The sequence below is a fragment of the Actinotalea solisilvae genome (assembly GCF_016464425.1).
GTDB classification, from domain to species: Bacteria; Actinomycetota; Actinomycetes; order Actinomycetales; family Cellulomonadaceae; genus Actinotalea; species Actinotalea solisilvae.
In genome coordinates, this window is the sequence record NZ_JADDKQ010000021.1 from 73,245 (window position 1) to 92,465 (window position 19,221).

Annotated in this window: 8 protein-coding genes; 2 read left to right on the forward strand and 6 right to left on the reverse strand. The window is 74.9% G+C overall.

The features are described 5' to 3' along the window. Positions 1 to 24 precede the first annotated feature (24 nt). From JIG38_RS16415 to JIG38_RS16430, 4 genes are all read right to left on the reverse strand, one after another. On the reverse strand, positions 25 to 4,497 hold the full coding sequence (locus JIG38_RS16415; RefSeq protein WP_199424896.1) for a LamG domain-containing protein: 4,473 nt from the start codon (positions 4,495 to 4,497) through the stop codon (positions 25 to 27). A gap of 150 nt (positions 4,498 to 4,647) precedes the next feature. Further along, positions 4,648 to 7,848, reverse strand: coding sequence for a LamG-like jellyroll fold domain-containing protein (locus tag JIG38_RS21125; RefSeq protein WP_199424897.1), 3,201 nt, complete (start codon positions 7,846 to 7,848; stop codon positions 4,648 to 4,650). Between the two features lie 235 nt (positions 7,849 to 8,083). Then, positions 8,084 to 12,499, reverse strand: coding sequence for a PKD domain-containing protein (locus JIG38_RS16425; RefSeq protein WP_199424898.1), 4,416 nt, complete (start codon positions 12,497 to 12,499; stop codon positions 8,084 to 8,086). A gap of 153 nt (positions 12,500 to 12,652) precedes the next feature. Further along, positions 12,653 to 13,417: a hypothetical protein gene (locus JIG38_RS16430; protein ID WP_199424899.1), complete on the reverse strand. Its 765-nt coding sequence runs from the start codon at positions 13,415 to 13,417 to the stop codon at positions 12,653 to 12,655. Between the two features lie 299 nt (positions 13,418 to 13,716). Between JIG38_RS16430 and JIG38_RS16435 the strand changes: the two genes are divergently transcribed. Further along, a complete protein-coding gene (locus JIG38_RS16435; RefSeq protein ID WP_199424900.1) occupies positions 13,717 to 15,597 on the forward strand; it encodes a tyrosine-protein kinase domain-containing protein in 1,881 nt (626 codons plus the stop codon). Next, positions 15,594 to 17,246 carry a glycosyltransferase family 39 protein gene (locus tag JIG38_RS16440; protein ID WP_199424901.1) on the forward strand — a complete coding sequence of 551 codons (1,653 nt, stop codon included), beginning with the start codon at positions 15,594 to 15,596 and terminating at the stop codon, positions 17,244 to 17,246. The genes JIG38_RS16435 and JIG38_RS16440 overlap by 4 nt, the downstream gene beginning before the upstream one ends. Here the strand turns inward: JIG38_RS16440 and JIG38_RS16445 are convergent. Further along, positions 17,236 to 18,021: a CDP-alcohol phosphatidyltransferase family protein gene (locus JIG38_RS16445; protein ID WP_199424902.1), complete on the reverse strand. Its 786-nt coding sequence runs from the start codon at positions 18,019 to 18,021 to the stop codon at positions 17,236 to 17,238. The genes JIG38_RS16440 and JIG38_RS16445 overlap by 11 nt on opposite strands. Further along, entirely contained in the window at positions 18,018 to 19,211 is a 1,194-nt protein-coding gene (locus tag JIG38_RS16450) for a DUF1972 domain-containing protein (protein ID WP_233405153.1), read from the reverse strand. The genes JIG38_RS16445 and JIG38_RS16450 overlap by 4 nt, the downstream gene beginning before the upstream one ends. Positions 19,212 to 19,221 lie beyond the last annotated feature (10 nt).

Below are 19,221 nucleotides of genomic sequence, written 5' to 3' on the forward strand. Positions count from 1 at the left end.
GTGCGCTCGGGGTCACCGGTCCCGTCACGGCTGCGCGGGCCCGACCCACAGGTCGTCGTAGGCCAGCACGACGGGCGCGTTGGTCGCCGACCCGAAGACGTACGACGAGAACCCGACGCCCCCGGCGGCCTGGAGCGAGGCCGTGGCGTCCGTCATCGACGTCTGCCACGCGGCCGGCTCCGTGGTGCCGACCTTCCAGACCTTCGCCCGCACGGTCGTCGGCGAGACGCCCGTGGCCTGCACGCGGACGTTGAGCTGGTCGCCGGCCGCGTAGGTCAGGCCCGGGACGACGACGCCCGCGACGGGCGTGCCGTTGCCGCGCGTGACGTGGAGCTGCACCGAGCCGTCGGCCTGGAGGCGCAGACGCGCGCCGTAGTAGTCCGTCGCCGTGACCCGGCGCGCCTGCACGTGCACGAACGCACCGCCGCCCGTGGGCACCTTGTCGGGGCTCACCACGACCCGCACCTCGGTGTCGGTCGAGGAGAGCGCAAGCGACGAGGTGAGCGTCCCGCCGGCCGGGACCGCGTGGAGCGCACGGACGCCGTCGACCGAGAACCGGCTCGCGGTCCCCGTCGCCGTCCAGGCCCCGCCCGTCTCCGCCGTGCCCCAGCCGCCCGTGACCGCACGCGTGAACGTGTCGGCCGCGAGCACGCCGGCGGGCGGTGCGGTCACCGTGACGTCCTGGGCGACCGCGTGGGTCGCGCCGTCGTCGTCGGTCACCGTGAGCGTCACCGTGTACGTCCCGGCCGCCGCGTAGGCGTGCGACGCCGTCGCGCCCGAGCCCGCGGGCGAGCCGTCGCCCCAGGCCCACGCGTACGAGACGACCGTGCCGTCCGGGTCCGCGGAGCCCGACCCGTCCACCGCGACGGACAGGTGCGTCGGCGACGCGGTGAACGCGGCGACCGGCGCCTGGTTGGCCGGCGGCGCGGTCACGGTGACGTCGTGCGCCACGACGTTCGTGCCGCCGTCGTCGTCCGTGACCGTGAGCGTCACGGTGTAGGTGCCCGGCGTGGCGTAGGCGTGCGACGCCGTGGCGCCCGCGCCGTTGGCCGTCCCGTCGCCCCAGCTCCAGGAGTACGCCGTGATCGTGCCGTCGGCGTCCGTCGAGCCCGAGCCGTCCACGGCCACCGACAGGTGCGTCGGCGTCGCGGTGAACGCGGCGACGGGCAGCTGGTTGACCGGCGGGGCCGTCACGGTGACGTCGTGCGTGACCGCGTTCGTCGCGCCGTCGTCGTCCGTGACCGTGAGGGTCACCGTGTAGGTGCCCGCGGCGGCGTAGGCGTGCGTCGCCGTGGCGCCGGACCCGTCGGGCGTCCCGTCACCCCAGCTCCACACGTGGGACGCGACCGTCCCGTCCGGGTCCGTCGAGCCCGACCCGTCCACGGCGACCGACAGGTGCGTCGGCGTCGCGGTGAAGGCCGCGACCGGCGCCTGGTTGAGCGGCGGCGTGGCCGAGCCGATCGACCAGTGCTCGGCGACCGTCTGGGCCGAGAGCGTCGTCGGGTAGACGGCGACCTCGTCGATCGTGCCCTGGAAGTAGGGCTGCGGGCCCCACGTGTTGTCCGCGCCGACCTTCCAGTGGCCGACGTAGTCCTGCGCGCTTGTCTGGCCGTTGGTGCCGCGGAGCACGCCGTCGACGTACAGGGCCAGACCGGTGGTCGAGCTCTGCGTCGCGACGAGGTGGTGCCACTGGCCGTCGTTGTACGCGTCCGACGTCGTCGTGGTGTTGGTGAACCCGGTCCAGACGCCGAAGGTCAGGCGCCCGTCGGTCTCCATGTAGACGTGCCGGTCGTAGCCGCCCGACAGGCCGTCGGGGCTCGTGCCGAACCCGATGATCTTGCCGCCGTTGGTCGTCGTGGTCTTGAACCACAGCTCCTCGGAGTAGTTGCGCGGGTTGGCGTACGACTGGTCGCTCGACAGGAACGACGAGGACCCGTTGAACGTCGCGGCCGTGCCGGACGTCCCCGCGATCGCACCCGCCGCGCCGAGGCCCACGCCGCCACGGTAGGTGCCCGTGACGCCGTTGATGCTCGCGTCGGCCGCGACCGTGCCCGCCGCCTCGTCGAGGCGCCAGTACAGGTCGGGCTGCGCGGCGTAGACGGCGGCGCCGTAGGCGTCGGCCGGTGCCGGCGGGACGACCGAGGTGCGGCCCGAGTCGGTGTAGTGGTCGAGCACCTGCTCGTGGGTGAGGACGGTGTCGTAGATCGCGACGTCGTCGAGGTCGCCCGCGAGGTAGTGGCTCGCCGGCTGGTTGGTCCAGCCGTTGATGTTGTCGCCGCCCACCCGCCAGAAGCCCGCGTAGCCCTGGCCGAAGGTGACGTCCGTGCGCTGGCCGACGCGCTTGCCGTCGACGTACAGGCGCATGCCGTTCGCGCCGAGGGACGCCACGACGTGGTGCCACTCGCCGTCGTTGAACGAGGCCGCGCTGTTGACGGTGCGCACGCCGCCCGGGTGGACGCCGAACCAGATGCGCCCGGCGTTGTCCATGTAGACGTGGCGGTCGTAGTTGGTCGACTGCCCGGTGGCGTTGTTGCCGAAGCCGATGAGCTTGCCGCCCGAGGTCGAGGTGGTCTTCACCCAGGTCTCGACCGTGAAGGTGTCGGGCCCCGGGATCGCCGACGCCGACGTCACGAAGCCGTCCGCGGCACCGGTGAACCGCGAGGCGTCGTTGGTGTCGCCGAGGATCGCGCCGTCGACGCCGCGGGTCACGCCCGCGTTCGCCGTGCCGTCGTTGAAGGCGGCCCAGTCGAAGACCGTCGGCCCGCTCGCCTCACCGAGGCGCCAGTAGGTGTCCGCGCCGTCGGCGAGCACCTGCTCGGCGTAGTCGGACATGGCGTCGTCCGAGCTCACGACGACGTCGTTGAGCCAGTTGGTCCACGTCGTGTTGCCGAACGCGTCGGTCGCCGACAGCCGGTAGCGCTGGGTCGAGCCGGGCGTGAGGCCGGTGTCGACGAAGCCCATGGTCTCGAGGTCCCAGAACGGCGTCGTCAGGGTCGTCTCGTAGATGGGCGGCGCGGCGTTCGAGCCGCGGTAGAGGCGGTAGGTGAGCGTCTGGTTGTCGCGGTCCCAGTTGGCCTTCCACGCGACCCGGACGGTGCCGGACGCGAACGAGGCCGCACCGAGGGGCCAGCCGGCGCCGCTGAGGCGCGGGCCCTGGGCGTCCGGCGCGATCGCGGACACCGCGAACCGCACGAGGCCCTGCTGGGGCGTGTTGTTGACGCGCGTGAACTCGCCGCCCATGAGGACGTACTGGCTGTTGCCCGAGACGGTCCACGGGCCCTGCGACTTGCCGGTGAAGGTGCCGGAGTTGAGGTCCGGGTACCAGTTGAGGAACTCGGGCGAGGGCTCGCCGTCGTGGTCCGGGTAGCCGTAGATGTCGGGCGTGTTGATCCGGCGCGCGTCCTTGGTCACCGCGGTGCCGCGGTTGAACGACCACGGCTCGGTCTGCGGGAAGCCGCCGCTGTTCGCGCAGTAGTGCTTGTGGCTCGCCTGGTAGACGGCGTTCCCGGCCGGGAAGGCCGAGTAGGTGTCGCCGTGGCAGTCCTCGATCCAGACCATCTCGCCGTCCGACCAGCGCGCGGCGAAGGTGCCCTCGACGTTGCCGGCACCGCCGAAGTGGAAGCCCGAGCCGTAGAAGTTGGTGCCGTCGGTCTCGAGGCTGAGGATCGCCGCGTTGGCGCCGGCGTTGCGGGCGAACTGGTTGACCGGCAGGGGGAGGTTGGCTCCCGTCGCCGCGTCGAGGCGCGCGAGGCCGTAGCCGGGGTTGGACGACCCGCCGACGTTCGTGAAGCTGCCGCCGATGACGACGGACGCGCCGTCGGGCGCGACGGTCAGCGCGTTGACCGAGCCGCCGTCCACAGGCGCGTCGAGCGCCCCGTTGGTCGCGCCGGTCGTCGTGCTGACCGCGGCCACCTTGGCGCGGGGCTGGCTGTTGACGCTCGTGAACGAGCCGCCGAGGAACACCTGCGTGCTCGAGACGCCGATCGCGGCCACCGTCGAGTTGACCACGGGCCGCCAGGAGGTCAGGGCGCCCGTCGCGGCGTTGAACGCCGCGGTGCGGTAGCGCGTCTGGCCGTTGACCGAGGTGAACTGGCCGGCCGCGTACAGCGTCGTGCCGTCGGGCGAGAGCGCGAGGTCGCGCACCTGGCCGTTGATGTTCGGGTTGAAGCTCGCGATGAGCGCGCCGGTGGTGAGGTTGTAGGCCAGCATGTGCGTCCGCGGCACCTCGTTGGTGCCGGCCGGCGACCCCGCGGGCCGCGCCGACGTGAAGTTGCCCGCGACGTAGACGGTGTTGCCGACGATCTGCTGGTTCCAGACGACCCCGTTGATCTGCACCGTGGGCAGGGCGTCCGCCGTGACCGTGGTCGGGAGGGTCGGGTCGACGGGCGCCGTGTCCGCCTGGGCGGGGAGGGCGACGAGACCGGTGAGGCCGACGGAGGCCAGGGCACCGATGCCCGCCGCCGCCACCCAGCGGCGCCACCCCAGAGATCCACGCATGTCGTACTCCTCGTCTGCACTGGCGACGCGGAGCCCGGGGGGAGGCGCGCCGACGACTGTGGTGAACGTCACCATACGGTCCAAATCGGACATTCCGACTGACCCGCACGGGTGAAATCCGGCGACCGCCCTCCGCTCACGCGGGCCCTGTCACCCGACCGGAGCAGCGCGCAGGTCGTCGAAGCCGACCGTCAGCGGGCCGTTGGTGGCCGTGCCGTGCAGGAACGAGGAGAGCCCGACGCCCCCGGGAGCCTGGAGGGAGGCCGTCGCGTCGGTCGCGGTGGTCTGCCAGCCCGCGGGCTCGGCCGTGCCGACCTCCCAGGCCTTGGCGCGCAGCGTCGTCGGGGAGGTGCCCGTCACCTGCAGGCGCACTTGGAGCCGGTCCCCCGGGGCGATGACGACGTTCGGCACGACGACGCCTGCGACCGGCGAGCCGTTGCCGCGCGTCACGTGCAGCTGGACCGTCCCGTCGGGCGCGAGGCGCAGGCGCGCCCCGTAGTAGTCGGTGGCCGCGACCCGCCGACCCTGCACGTGGACGAAGGCGTAGCCCGCGTCCGGCACACGGTCGACGTCCAGGACGACCCCGACGTCGGTGCTCGTGGACGCGACCGCGAGCGAGGACGTGAGCGTCCCGTTGGCCGCCACGACGTGGCGGCCGCGCTGGCCGTCGACCGAGGCCTGCGTCGCGAGGCCCGTCGTCGACCAGGCGCCACCCACGTCGGCCGTGCCCCAGCCACCGCTGACGGTGCGGCCGTACGCGTCGCGCGCGAGGTCCTCGCCGGGACCCGGCGGGGCCGTCACGGTGACGGACCGCGTCGTCGACGCCGTGGCACCGTCGTCGTCGGTCACGGTGAGCCCGACGGTGTACGTCCCGGCCTGCGCGTAGGTGTGGCCGGCCGTCGAGCCCGTCCCCGTGCCGCCGTCGCCGAACGTCCACGCCCACGCCGTCACGGCGCCGTCGGGGTCGCTCGAGCCGCGCCCGTCGACCTGCGCCGTGAGGCCCGAGGCCGACGTCGTGAACGACGCGACCGGGGCCTGGTTCGCGGGCGTGCCCGCGACGCCCGCCGCGCGGTGCTCGGCGACCTGCGCCGCCGTGAGCGGGTACGTGTAGACCGCGACCTCGTCGATCGACGCGGTGATGGTGTCGTCGGTCGGGTCGCCCGGCCATCCCTGGAGGCGGTCGCCGCCGATGCGCCACTGGCCCCACCACTGCCGCGTGAAGGGGACGTCGGAGCGCGTCGCGACCTGGGCGCCGTCGACGTACAGGCGCATCGTCCCGGACACGTACGTGCCGACGACGTGGTGCCACGCGTTGTCGTTGTAGGTGCGCGAGCTCTGCAGCGCGTGGAAGCCGGACGAGACCATGCCGAAGTACAGGCGGCCGTTGTTGTCCATGTAGAGGTGCCGGTCCGCGTTGGCGGACGTCCCCGTCGTCGCGTTGCCGAAGCCGACGATCTTGCCGCCGCGGGTCGTGGACGTGCGGACCCAGGCCTCGACCGAGAGCGCCGAGGGCGCGTTGCCCCACAGCGAGCTCACGGCGAAGGCCGTGCTCGACCCGGTGAACGTCGCCGCGCGGTCGGCGTCGCCGACGAGCGCGCCCGCGGCGTTGCGCGTGACGCCCGCGCCGGCGGTCGCGTTGTACGTGCTCGTGGCGTCGCCCACGGCCGCGCCTGAGGGCTCCCCCAGCCGCCAGTACGCCGCGGGCGCGTCGTCGAGCACCGTCTCGGCGTACGTCGAGCGCGCGCCGCCCGCGTTCACGGTCACGGTGACCCAGTCGGACCGCGCGACGTTGCCGAACGGGTCGCTCGCGACGAGGCGGTAGCGCTGGGAGGACCCGGGCGCCAGGCCCGTGTCGCGGAAGCTCATCGCGTGCCGGTTCCAGAACGACGTCGTCATCGTCGTCTCGTGGATCGGCGGGCTCGTGTCGGTGCCGCGGTGGATGCGGTACGTCAGACGCGCGTTGTCGCGGTCGACGTTCGCGCGCCAGGTCAGCTGGACGCGGCCCTCCGCCGTCGAGCGTGCGACGAGCGGGAAGCTCGCGCCGGCGAGGTCGGGGCCCTCGAGGTCGGGCGCGATCGAGGAGACGGCGAACCGCACGAGGCCCTGCTGGTTCGCGCCGCTCACGCGCGTGAACTCGCCGCCGAAGAGCACGTACTGGTCGTTGCCGGCCACGGACCACGGCCCCTGGCTCTTGCCCGTGAAGGTGCCCGCGTTGATGTCGGGGTACCAGTCGAGGAACGTGGGCGCCGGGCGCCCGCGGTGGTCGGCGTAGCCGAGGTAGTCCTGCGTGTTGACGCCGGTCGCGACCTTGGTCGTCGCCGTCCCGCGGTAGAACGTCCACGGCGTCGTCTGCGGGAAGCTGCCCGTGTTGCCGCAGTAGTGCTTGTGGCTCGCCTGGTAGACGGCCTGGCCGGCCGGGAAGGCCGCGTAGGTGTCCCCGTGGCAGTCCTCGATCCACACCAGCGAGCCGGTCGCCCAGTCCGCGGCGAACGAGCCCTCGACGTTGCCGCCGCTGCCGAAGACGTAGCCCGCGCCGTAGAACTTCTGGCCGTCGGACTCGAGGCTGAGGATGGCCGCGTTCGCGCCGCCGTTGCGTGCCGCCGCGTTGACGGGCAGCGGGAGGTTCGCACCCGTCGCGAGCGCGAGGCGCGCGAGCCCGTAGCCCGGGTTGGACGACCCGTTGACCGTCGTGAAGTTCCCTCCGATGACGACGGACGCGCCGTCGGGGGCGACGGTCAGCGCGTGCACCGATCCGCTCGGGATGGTCGCGGAGAGCGCCTGGTTCGCGCCCGCGGGGGTCAGCGCCGCGACCTTCTGCCGCGTCGCGCCGTTGACCGCGCTGAAGTTGCCGCCGATGACGACCGAGGTCGCCGTCGCGCCGACCGACGTGATCGTCCCGTTGACGGTGGGCCGGAACGTGCCGTTGAGCCCGCCGCCGGGCAGGTCGAAGGACGCGACGCGGTACCGGTTCTGGCCGTCGACGGTCGTGAACTGCCCCGCGACGTAGAGCGTGCGGCCGTCGGGCGACGCGGCGAGGTCCTCCACCTGCCCGTTGAGCGTGTGGTTGAAGCTCCCGACCAGCACCCCCGTGGCGAGGTCGTACGCGAGCAGGTGCGTGCGGTTCACCTCGTTGCTGCCCGCGGGCGAGCCCGCGGGCCGTGCGCGCGTGAAGTTGCCGCCCACGTAGACGGTGCCGCCGACGACGAGCTGCGCCCAGACGACGCCGTTGATCTGGACCGTCGGCAGCGGGTCCGCGCTCACCGTCGCGGGCCGCGCCGGGTCCGTCGGGGACGTGTCCCCCACGGCGGGCGGCGCCGCCACCAGCCCCCAGACCAGTGCCGTGGCCGCCACGGCCGTCGCCCAGGTCCGGCGTCCACGCGTCCGTCCGGTTGCACGCATCTCGCGCTCCACGGGCCGGGCGGCGCCGGCGCGGCCCGCCCTCCCGAAACCGGATGTTACGGACGAAACGGACAGCGCGACAGGGGCGGTCCACCCTTTCACCCGCCCCCGGACGCGCGGAGGCCCGTGCACGCAGGGGGCGTGCACGGGCCTCGGTCGCGTGACGGCCGGCGGGGCCGTCCGGTGCTCACTGCGCGGCGGTCACCACCAGGTCGTCGTAGGACACCGTGAGCGGACCGTTCGTCGCCGTGCCGAAGAGGAACGTCGACAGGCCGACCGCGCCCGGCACCTGGAGCGAGGCCGTCGCGTCCGTCATCGACGTCTGCCAGGCCTCGGGCTCGGGGGTGCCGGCGCGCCAGACCTTGGCCCGCACGGTCGTCGGTGCCGTCCCCGTCGCCTGCACGCGGACCTGGAGCTGGTCCCCCGCGACGTACGTGAGCCCCGGGACGACGACCCCCGCGACGGGGCTCCCGTTGCCGCGCGTGACGTGGAGCTGCACCGAGCCGTCGGCCTGCAGGCGCAGGCGCGCGCCGTAGTGGTCGGTCGCCGTGACGCGCCGCGCGAGGACCGATACGAACGCGCCGCCGCCCGTCGTCACCTTGTCCGGGCTGACCAGGACGCGCACGTCCGTGCTCGTCGAGGCGACCGACGCGAGCGCCGCGGTGAGCGTCGCCCCCGCGGCCACCGCGTGCCGGCCGCGGGCGCCGTCGACCGAGTGCTGCGCCGCGGTCCCCGTCGAGGTCCAGGCGCCACCGACCTCGGCCGTCCCCCAGCCGCCCGTGACCGTGCGCCCGAAGGCGTCCTGGGCGAGCGCGCCCGCGGGCGGTGCCGTGACCGTGACCTGCTGCGAGGTCGTCGCGGAGGCGCCGTCGTCGTCGGTGACGGTGAGGGTGACCGCGTAGGTGCCGGCCGCCGCGTACGCGTGCGACGCCGTCGCGCCCGTGGCCGTGCCGCCGTCGCCGAAGTCCCACGCCCAGGACGCGACGGACCCGTCCGGGTCGGACGACGTCGAGCCGTCGACGCCGACCGAGAGCACGCCCGGGCTCGCCGTGAACGCGGCCACGGGCGCCTGGTTCGCCGCGGGTGCGGTGACGGTGACCGACCGGCTGGTGGTCCCCGTGGCTCCTCTGTCGTCGGTCACGGTGAGCGTGACCGGGTACGTGCCGGACGCCGCGTAGACGTGCGACGCGGTCGCGCCCGTCCCCGTGCCGCCGTCGCCGAAGTCCCAGGCGTACCCGACCATCGTGCCGTCGGCGTCGGACGAGCCCGAGCCGTCGACCGCGAGCGAGAGCCCGGTCGCGGCCTGGGAGAAGGACGCGACGGGGACCTGGTTGACGGCCGCGACCGGCGGTCCCGCCCAGAGGTCGTCGTAGGAGACGACGAGCGGGCCGTTGGTCGCCGACCCGAAGAGGAACGCCGCGAGGCCGACCGAGCCGGGCACCTGGAGCGAGGCGCGCGTGCTCGTGCGGCCGAGCTGCCAGGCGGCGGGCTCGGTGGTCCCGGCCCTCCAGACCTTGGCCCGCAGGGTCGTCGGCGACGTGCCGTCCACCTGCAGCCGGACGTTCAGCCGGTCGCCCGCCGCGAACGTCAGGCCCGGGACCGTGACCGCCGCGAACGGGCTGCCGTTGCCCTCGGTGACGCCCAGCTCGACCGAGCCGTTCGCGTTGAGCCGCACGCGCGCGCCGTAGTAGTCCGACGCCGTGACGCGCCGGCCCTGGACGTGGACGAACGCGCCGCTGCCGTTCGGCACCTTGTCCGCGCTCACCGTCACGCGCACCTCGGTGCTGTCGGACTGCGGTCCGGTGAGCGCACCCGTCATGGTGCTGCCCGCGATGACCGTCTGGGTCGCTCGCTGGCCGTCGACCGCGTAGCGGCTCGCGAGCCCACCGGACGTGGTCCACGCGCCGCCGACGTCGGCCACGCCCCAGCCGTTGGAGACCGTGCGGCCGAACGCGTCGACCCCGAACGGCTCGCCGGACTGCGGCGGGTCGGTCGCGACGACCTGGCGCGTCGTCGACGCCGTCGCGCCGTCGTCGTCCGTGACCGTGAGCGTGACCGTGTAGGTGCCCGCGGCCGCGTAGTCGTGCGAGGCCGTCGCGCCCGTCGCCGTCGCGCCGTCACCGAAGGCCCACGCGTACGACGTGACCGTGCCGTCCGAGTCGGTCGACCCCGACCCGTCGACGCCCACCGTGAGGAAGGAGGCGGTCGTCGTGAACGACGGGACGGGCGCGCGGTTGGTCGTCTCCCCCGTCGTGCCGGCGGTGCGGTGCTCGGCCACCGTGGCCGCCGGCAGGGCGTAGGAGTAGACCGCCGCCTCGTCGATCGTGCCGTTGAGGTAGTCGCTCGTCGGGTCGTTGGGCCAGCCGTTGAGGCGGTCGCCGCCCAGGCGCCAGTAGCCCCAGTACGCCCGCTCCCACGCGACGTCGGACCGCTGCGCGACCTCGGCGCCGTCCACGTACAGGCGCATGGTGCCGTTCTCGTACGTGCCGACGACGTGGTGCCACGCGCCGTTGTTGAGCCCCGTGCCGCTGTTCACGGTCTGCAGCGACGAGGTCTGCATGCCGAAGTGGACCCGGCCCTGGTTGTCCAGGTAGAGGTGCCGGTCGGCGGCCGTCGAGGTCCCGGTCCGGCGGTTGCCGAAGCCGATGATCTTGCCGCCCCGGGTGCTGGTCGTGCGGAACCACGCCTCGACGCTGTAGGTCTCGGGCGCGTTGACCGCCACATCGGTCGACGCGTAGCTCGCGGTCGAGCCGCCGAACGTCGTCGCACGGTCCGCGTCGCCCGCGATCGCGCCGGTGGCGTTGCGGGTGACGCTGTACCCGGTCGCCGGCCGGAAGCCGGTCGTGTCGTGCAGCGCGGTGCCCGAGGTCTCGCCGAGGCGCCACAGGGCGGTGGGGGCGTCGTCGAGCACGTCCTGGAGGTAGGCGCCGGTGGTGCCGGCACCGGCGACGGTGACGGTCGTCCAGTCCGAGGACGCCGCGTTGCCGAACGGGTCGGTGACCACGACGCGGTAGCGCTCGGACGCACCCGGCTCACGGCCGGTGTCGAGGAACGTCAGCGCCTGCGGCTTCCAGAACGGTGTCGTCACGGTGGTCCGGTAGATCGGCTCGGCCGTCTGCGTGGTGCGGTAGACGCTGTAGGTGAGGGTCTCGTTGTCCGGGTCGTGGTTGGTGCGCCAGGTGAGGCGGACGCTGCCCGTGGCCTCGGACGTGGCGACGAGCGGGTACTCGGCGCCGGCGAGGGACGGCCCGACCTGGTCGGGCGCGATCGCCGAGACCGCGAAGCGCACGAGGCCCTGCTGCGGCTGCCCGCTGACGCGCGTGAACTCGCCGCCCATGACGACGTACCGGTCGTTGCCCGAGACCGTCCACGGGCCCTGGTCCTTGCCCGTGAAGGTGCCCGCGTTGATGTCGGGGTACCAGGTGAGGACCGTCGGCGAGGGGACGCCCGGGTGCGCCGGGTAGTTGTAGATGTCGGGCGCGTTGACCCCGCCCGCGGTCTTCGTCGTCGCCGTGCCGCGGTGGTAGCTCCACGGCTCGGTCTGCGGGAACCCGCCGCTGTTCCCGCAGTAGTGCTTGTGGCTCGCGGAGTACACCGCGTCGCCCACCGGGAAGACGGAGTACGTGTCGCCGTGGCAGTCCTCGACCCACACGGTCGAGCCGGTCGCCCAGTCCGCCGCGAACGAGCCCTCGATGTTGCCCGCGCCCCCGAAGTGGTAGCCGGAGCCGTAGAAGTTCACGCCGTCCGACTCGAGGCTGACGATCGCGGCGTTCGTGCCCGCGTTGCGCGCCTCGCTGTTGACCGGCAGCGGGAGCAGGGCGCCCGTCGCCGCGTCGAGCCGCGCGAGACCGTAGCCGGGGTTCGACGACCCGTTGACGCTCGGGAAGTTGCCCGAGACGACGATCGACGCGCGGTCGGGAGCGACGACCATCGCCTGGACGTTGCCGCTGGTGATCGTCGCCTGGAGCGCCTGGGTGGTGGTCCCGGCGCCGACGTTGACGGCCGCCACGTTGGTGCGCGCCTGGCCGTTGACGCTCGTGAAGTTGCCGCCCAGGAAGACCGTGGTGTCCGTGACGCCGACGGCGAGGACGCCGGCGTTGACGGTCGGGCGGAAGGAGGTGAGCGCGCCGGTCGCGACGTCGAACGCCGCGACGCGGTAGCGCGTCTGGCCGCCGATCGACGTGTACTGGCCCGCGACGTAGAGCGTGCGGCCGTCGGGCGAGGCGGTGAGGTCCATGACCTGACCGTTCGTGCCCGGGTTCCACGGCAGCAGCGCACCCGTCGTGAGGTCGTAGGCGAGAAGGTTGGCCCGCGGCGACTCGTCCGTCCCGAGCGGGGCCCCCGCGGGGCGCGCCGACGTGAAGTTGCCGCCCACGTAGACGGTGTCCCCCACGACGAGCTGCGTCCACGCGACGCCGTTGATCTGGACCGTGGGCAGCGCGTCCGCGCTGACGGTCGACGGCAGCCCCGGCTGGCCCGGGACCGTCGGCACCGTGTCGGCCGCTGCCGTCCCCGGGACGGCGACGAGGCCCACCGCGGCGAGCGCGGCGACCCCGAGTCCCGTGACGGTGCGGCGGAGGCGGAGGCGGAGGGTTCCGCGCATCTGGGTGCTCCTCGTTCCGGGCCGGCGCCCCCCGTCTGCGCGCGCGGCCGACAACAGCCGACGTCGAGCCGGCCAGAACGCACACTTTATGCCCCAAATCGGACATCCCTCTTCGGCCCTCCGGGTGAAAACCGGGGTCCGCGAACGGGAGGGTCAGCGCGGCGCGGCGCCCTCGAAGAGCACGACGTCGGCCTCGGTCGAGAGGTCCAGCTCGACGGTCACGAGGTCGCGCTGCTCGACCGGGACGAGGAAGACGAAGACGCCGGTCGCCTGCTGCCCGGGGTCGACCGACACGGGGAACTCCTCGTGGCCGGGTTCGAGCAGCGTGATCGCGGGGGCGCGGTCGGGGCCCACGTAGAGGTTGACGACGGCGGTCGTGAGGTCGAGCGGCGCGTCGGTGGCGTTGTCGATCGCGACGGTGACGCGCAGGGACGGCCCGCCGACCTCGCCCGGCAGGTTCGCCACGCCCTCGACGGCCTCGATCCGGCTGAGCGTCGCGGTGACCTGCGGCGCGGGCACAGCCGGCTCGTCGAGCGCGACCGGGGGTGCCGTCGGGCGGAGCTCGCCCGGTGCCGCGTCGGGCGGCGGCTCGTCGCCCTCCGTCGGCTCGGCGCTCGGCTCGGACGACGCCGACGGCTCGGGCGTCGCGTCCGGCGACGGGCTCGCGTCGGCCGACGCGGACGCGGACGCGGAGGGCGACGGCGCGGGGTCGGAGCCGGAGCGCGACGCGGCGACCGCCGCCACCACGCCGGCGAGGACGAGGACGGCCGCCACGACCCACACGACGGGGCGGCGCCACCACGGCGTGGGCGTCGGGTCCGCCACCGGGCCCGAGGGACGGTCCGGCCCGCCCGGTCCGGCCGAGCCACCGCGCCCGGTCGGGCCGGTCGGGCCGGTCGGGCTGCTCGAGCTCGCCATCACTCCACCTCCGTCGTCCGCTCCCGTGGCCGTCGGCCCGGGGACCCGCGGCCGCAGGCCGGATCGGGGTCCTCCGACGCAGGGGCCGCCGACCGGCGTGCGGGACACGGGGGACGGCCACCATGCACCGCGGAGAATCCGGCAGTCCAGGTCCGACCGGGTGAAAACGGGCACCGCCCTGTGCCCGGACGCTCCTCACGGGGGAGGATGGCCCCGTCCGATGACATGGGGGGGCCCTGAGGCCGCCGGGCGGGCCGCTGCTGTGTGCGCTCGGCCACCACCGACCGAGGAGCCGACGGATGGAACTAGGCGAGTACCTGGCCACCCTGCGCAAGGGCTGGCTGGTCATCGCCGTGCTCGGGGTCCTGTGCGGCGGCCTCGGCTACGCGCAGGCGGCGACGAGCACCCCGACCTACCGCTCCTCGAGCACCGTCTACGTGACGCTCGCGCGGGGCGAGACGGTCTCCGAGCTCAACCAGGGCGCGACGTACGCGCAGAACCTCGTCGAGTCCTTCGTCCAGCTCGCGACCATGCCCGCGGTGCTCGAGCCCGTCATCGAGGACCTCGGGCTCGACGTGTCCCCCCGCGCGCTCAAGGGCTCCATCCAGGCCGACTCGCCGCTCAACACCTCCCTCATCGAGATCGCCGCCGTGAGCGCCGACCCGCAGCGCGCGGCGGACCTCGCGAACGGCGTCGCCGCGAGCCTCGCCGACACGGTCGCCGACCTGTCGCCCACGACGGAGGACGGCGCGGCGTCGCTCAAGATGACCGTCGTCGCGGAGGCGGAGCCGTCGAGCGCCCCGTTCTCGCCCAAGCCCCGGCGCGACGCGGCCGCGGGCGCGGGTGTCGGCCTGGTGCTCGGCGTGCTCGTCGCCCTGCTGCGCGCGCAGCTCGACACGCGCGTGCGCACGACCAAGGACCTCCCGGGCGCGCCGGCGCGCGTCGCGCTCGGGCAGGTGCCGCTGGACCGCACGCTCGTCAAGCACCCGCGCACCGTGCTGCAGAACCCCCACAGCACGCTCGCCGAGTCCTACCGGCGCCTCGCGGCGAACCTGCAGTTCCTCGACGCGTCGCGCCCCCTGCGCACCATCGTCGTGTCGTCGTCGGTGCCCGGGGAGGGCAAGTCGACGACGGCGGTCAACCTCGCCATCGTCATGTCCGAGAAGCGCGAGCGCGTGCTGCTCGTCGACGCCGACCTTCGCTCGCCGTCGGTCGCGGGCATCTGCGGCCTCGAGGGCGGCGCGGGCCTGTCGACCGTGCTGGGCAACCAGGCGACCGTGGACGACGTCGTCCAGGAGTGGGGCGTGCCGGGGCTGCACGTCATCACCGCGGGCCAGGTCCCGCCCAACCCGAGCCAGCTCGTCGACAGCGCCGCGATGGACGCGTTCCTCGCGACCGTCTCGGCGTCCTACGACCTGGTCGTCATCGACACGCCCCCGCTGCTCGCGCTCACCGACGGTGCCGTGCTCGCGCGCAAGACCGACGGTGCCGTCGTCGTCGCGCGCAGCAAGAAGATCAACCGCGCACGCCTGGCGGAGGCGCTCGCGTCCCTCGACGCGCTCGGCGCGACGTGCCTCGGGCTGCTCCTCAACGGCGTGCCGACGTCCCGCTCCGAGCTCCGGTACGGCTACGGGAGCCCCTCCCGACGCCGCACGCCGTTCGGACGCCGCCGTGCGCGCCACGACGCGAGCCCGGCCCCGGCGCCGCGCCGGCGGCGCGCGGCCGGCACCGCGGCCGCGGGCCCGACGACGACGGCCGCGGGCCGGGCCACGGAGGAGCCGGGCCGCGCGACCGGCGACGCGGAGCCCGACGCAGCGGTCGCCGGCGCGACGGCAGGGGCGACCGAGGTCGGGGCGGCCCCGGCCGGCACCGCCCGGGTCGACGCCGTGACGCCCGACGCCCCGACGGTCGAGGCGACGACCGAGGGCACCGGGGACGCCTCCTCCGCCGAGGCCCCGGGCGTCGAGGCGGCGCCCACGGAGGCGGTTCCTGGCGAGGCGGCCCCGACCGAGGCGGCCCCGGACGGCGACGTCCCCGGCGACGACGACCTGCCCGACGACGGGACGCCCGAGGGCGAGGAGAGCGACGACGACGTGCTGGGGCGCCCCCGCCGGCACGTCGCGGCGCTGACCGGCGCCGGCGGGACCTCGACGAGCAGTCGGGTCCCGGAGAGCGAGTGAGCGCGACCGCGCGCCCCGGCGCGCGCGACCGCGGCGCGACGCGGCCCGCCACGGGGAGCCGCGACGCCGTCGCCGCCGGCGCGCGCGGCACCGCGGAGCCGGCGCCCTCGCGCCGCACGTCCGTCGTCGTCGGCGTGCTCGCCGCACTCATGGCCGCCGTGGGGTCGTGGTCGCCCGCGCTGTGGTCGGACGAGGTCGCGACGATCTCCGCGGCGTCGCGCAGCCTCCCCGACCTCCTGCGCCTCACGGGCGAGGTCGACGCGGTGCACGCCACGTACTACCTCCTCATGCACGCGTGGGTGCAGGTCGCGGGCACCTCCGCCGTCGCGGTACGCCTGCCGAGCGCGGTCGCCGTGGGGATCGCGGCCGCGGGCGTCCACGTGCTCGCGCGGCGCCTCGGCGGGCCCCGACCCGCGACGACCGCACTCGTCGCGGCGGCCGTGTTCACCCTCCTGCCGCGCGTCACCTGGGCGGGCGTCGAGGCGCGGCCCTTCGCCGCGAGCATCGCGGCGGCGGTGTGGCTCACGTTCCTGCTCCACGTCGCGGTCGGCCGCGCGCAGCCCGCCCGGACCCGCCGGCTCGCGCTCGCCGGGTACGCCGTGCTGCTGGCCGTGGGCGTCGCGGTCAACCTCTACGTCGCGCTCGTCGCGGCGGCGCACGGCGTCACCCTCCTGGCGCGTCGCCGCACGCGGGCCGCGGTGCTGCCGTTCCTCCTCGCGGCCGGGGCGGGTCTCGCGCTCGTCGCGCCCCTCGTCGTGACCGCCCTGGGCCAGGGCGGCCAGCTCGGCGCGCAGGACCTCGGGCTCGTCCGGCTCGCGCAGAACGTCGGCGTCAACCAGTGGTTCCTCGGCGAGACCCCGACGCCGACCACGGCGGACGGCTCGCTCGAGGACGCCCTGACGCCGGGTGGCGTGTGGAAGCCGGCTGCGCTCCTCCTCGCGGCGGCGTGCTGGACGCTCGTCGCGGGCGTCGTCGTGCGCGCGCTGCGGCGCGGCGCACCGACGGACGCGCGCGCCGACCTCCTCGCCTGGACCCTGCCGTGGCTCGTCCTGCCGGCCGTGGTGGTGGTCGCGGGCTCGGTGATCTCACCGTCGCTGTACAACGCGCGGTACTTCGGCGTGTGCGCGCCCGCCCTCGCGCTCCTGCTCGCGGCCGCGCTGCGCGACCTCGCGCCGCGGCGTGCCGTCGCCGTCGGGGTGGTCCTCGCCCTGCTCGCCGCGCCGGTCGTCGCCTCGCAGCGCACCGCCACCGCGAAGAGCGGGAGCGACTGGCTCGCCGTCGTCGGGCACCTCGACGACCGCACCGCGCCCGGGGACGGCGTGTACTTCGGCCCGCGCGACCCGTTCGACGACGGCGTCGTCAAGCGCTCGCTGCGCGCCCTGAGCCTCGGCTACCCCGAGCCGTTCGAGGGCCTGGTGGACGTGACGCTCCTGGACGCGCCCGCCGACGGCGCCACGCTGTTCGGCACGTCGGTGCCGCTCGCGACGTCGCTCGACCGCCTCGAGGACCTCGACACGCTGTGGGTGCTGCGCCGCCAGGACCGGCCCGCCGAGGCGACGGCCGAGGACGCGCTGCTCGCCGAGGCCGGGTTCCGCGTCGTCGACGTGTGGGACGGGCCGCAGACCCAGGTGGTCGAGCTCAGGCGCTGACCGACCCGGCCCCCGGGGCCCCGGTCGCGCCCGGCGCCGAGCGGGGACTTGGGGCGAGCGACCGCAGCTCGCGGTACCACTTGACGCACGCGAGGAGCAGGTAGAGCGCGGACGCGACGACGATCCCCCCGTAGAGCACGAGGAACACCGGCAGCACGCCGAGCAGCAGGAAGACGAAGCACTGCACGCCGTAGTCGGTCGGGATCGAGACGAGCAGCCGCAGCGCCGAGCCGGCGCCCCCGCCCTGCGGGGCGAGCGGCACGGTGCCGTGCGCGCGCCGCAGCTGCTCGGTGAGGATCATGGTGAAGAACGAGACCGCCGCGACGACGGCGCCGACGAGCGGCAGCGTGAGCAGCACCGGCTCGACGTCCGAGCGCCAGAGCGCGACGAGCAGCGCGAGCGGCAGGGCCGAGACCTTGACCGAGTCCACCACGTGGTCGAGCCACTCCCCCGCGGGGCTGCCGCCGCCGCGCAGCCGGGCGAGCTGGCCGTCGGCGGAGTCGAACGCGTAGCCGACGAGCAGCAGCACCGTCACGGCGACGCCCGTGGCCGTGCCGAGCGGTGCGGCGGCGAGCGTCGCGACGCCCGCGGCCGTGAAGAGCGCGCTGATCGCCGTGACCCCGTTGGGCGTGAGACCTGCCGCGGCGGCGCCCGCGGCGAGGTACCGCCCGAGCCGGCGGTTGACGAACCGCGAGTACGCCGGTGCGCCGCGCGCCGCGGCCTTCTGCGCACCGCCGAGGGCGCGCAGCGCCTCGCCGTAGGTCCAGGTGCTCATGCCTGCTCCTCCCACGCCGCCGCCGGACGGCGCCGCCCGCTCAGGCCCGGGCGGCGCACGCGGCGCCCGGCCAGGTCGCGGGCGAGCTCCTCGTAGCCGTCCGCCACCGTCTCCCAGTCGTACCGCAGCGCGACGTCGCGCAGGCGCTCGCCTCGCTCGAGCGTGCCCGTCGGGTCCACCTCGGCGGCCTCGACCTCGCGCGCGACGTCGTCCGGCTCGCGCACGTACCGCCCGAGGTCCCCGAGGACCTCGCGGTTGAAGCGCACGTCGTAGGCCGTGGTCGCGGTCCCCGCGCCGACCGCGCGCAGCAGGGCCGGGTTGGTCCCGCCGACCGAGTGGCCGTGGACGTAGGTGAGCGCGTTCGCGAAGAGCTGGTCGAGCAGCTCGGCGTCCCACACCCCGCCGAGGAACCGCACGCGCTCGTCCGCCGCCGCGTGCACCCGACGCGTGTACTCGTGCGCGTAGGGCGCCGAGCCGACGACGACGAGCGGGAGCCGTGCCGTGCTCTGCACGTAGCCCCGCACCGCGAGCTCGACGTGGTTCTCGGGCTCGAAGCGCGCGACGACGAGGTGGTAGCCGGCGGGCGCGAGGTCGAGCTCGGCGAGCCGCTCGGACCGGCCCGCCGGCAGCCGCGGGGCGCCGTAGGCCAGGAGGCGCGTGGGTGCGTCGAAGACGTCGCGGTAGTACTCGGCGATGCCCTGCGCGTCGGCGATGAGCGCGTCCGACCAGCGCACGGCGAGGGACTCCGCGACACGGTAGAAGCGGCGGCCCGTGGGTCCCCACTTGGCGCGGCGCCACTCGAGCCCGTCGACGTGGGTCGCGACGGGCACGCGCGCCGCGCGGACGAGCGGGAGCCAGACGGCGTTGGCCGCGTTGAACATGATCGCCGCGTCGACCCGGTGGCCGAGCAGGCGGTGCACGAGCAGGTGCCCGGCGGAGACGGCGGTGTGGCTCAGCGTCTCGAGCGCGCGGTGCCGCACGGCGGGCAGGTGCACGAGCCGCATGCCGAGGTGCGTGGACGGACGCTCGGCGCGCGCCTCGTCCGCCGTCGCGCGGCAGTAGACGACCACCCGGTGCCCGCGGTCCGCGAGGCGGGAGCCGACCTCCTCGACCGCGGTCTCGAACCCGCCGTACCGCGCGGGGACCCCGCGCGTGCCGATCAGCGCGATGCGCATCGGGGACGTGCCCATGGTCGACCTC

Excerpts from the sequence above, each read along its gene's own strand:
- JIG38_RS16445 (WP_199424902.1), bottom strand. The coding sequence starts at position 18,021 with ATGAGCACCTGGACCTACGGCGAGGCGCTGCGCGCCCTCGGCGGTGCG.
- JIG38_RS16435 (WP_199424900.1), top strand. The coding sequence starts at position 13,717 with ATGGAACTAGGCGAGTACCTGGCCACCCTGCGCAAGGGCTGGCTGGTC.
- JIG38_RS16425 (WP_199424898.1), bottom strand. The coding sequence starts at position 12,499 with ATGCGCGGAACCCTCCGCCTCCGCCTCCGCCGCACCGTCACGGGACTC.
- JIG38_RS16415 (WP_199424896.1), bottom strand. The coding sequence starts at position 4,497 with ATGCGTGGATCTCTGGGGTGGCGCCGCTGGGTGGCGGCGGCGGGCATC.
- JIG38_RS16430 (WP_199424899.1), bottom strand. The coding sequence starts at position 13,417 with ATGGCGAGCTCGAGCAGCCCGACCGGCCCGACCGGCCCGACCGGGCGC.
- JIG38_RS16450 (WP_233405153.1), bottom strand. The coding sequence starts at position 19,211 with ATGGGCACGTCCCCGATGCGCATCGCGCTGATCGGCACGCGCGGGGTC.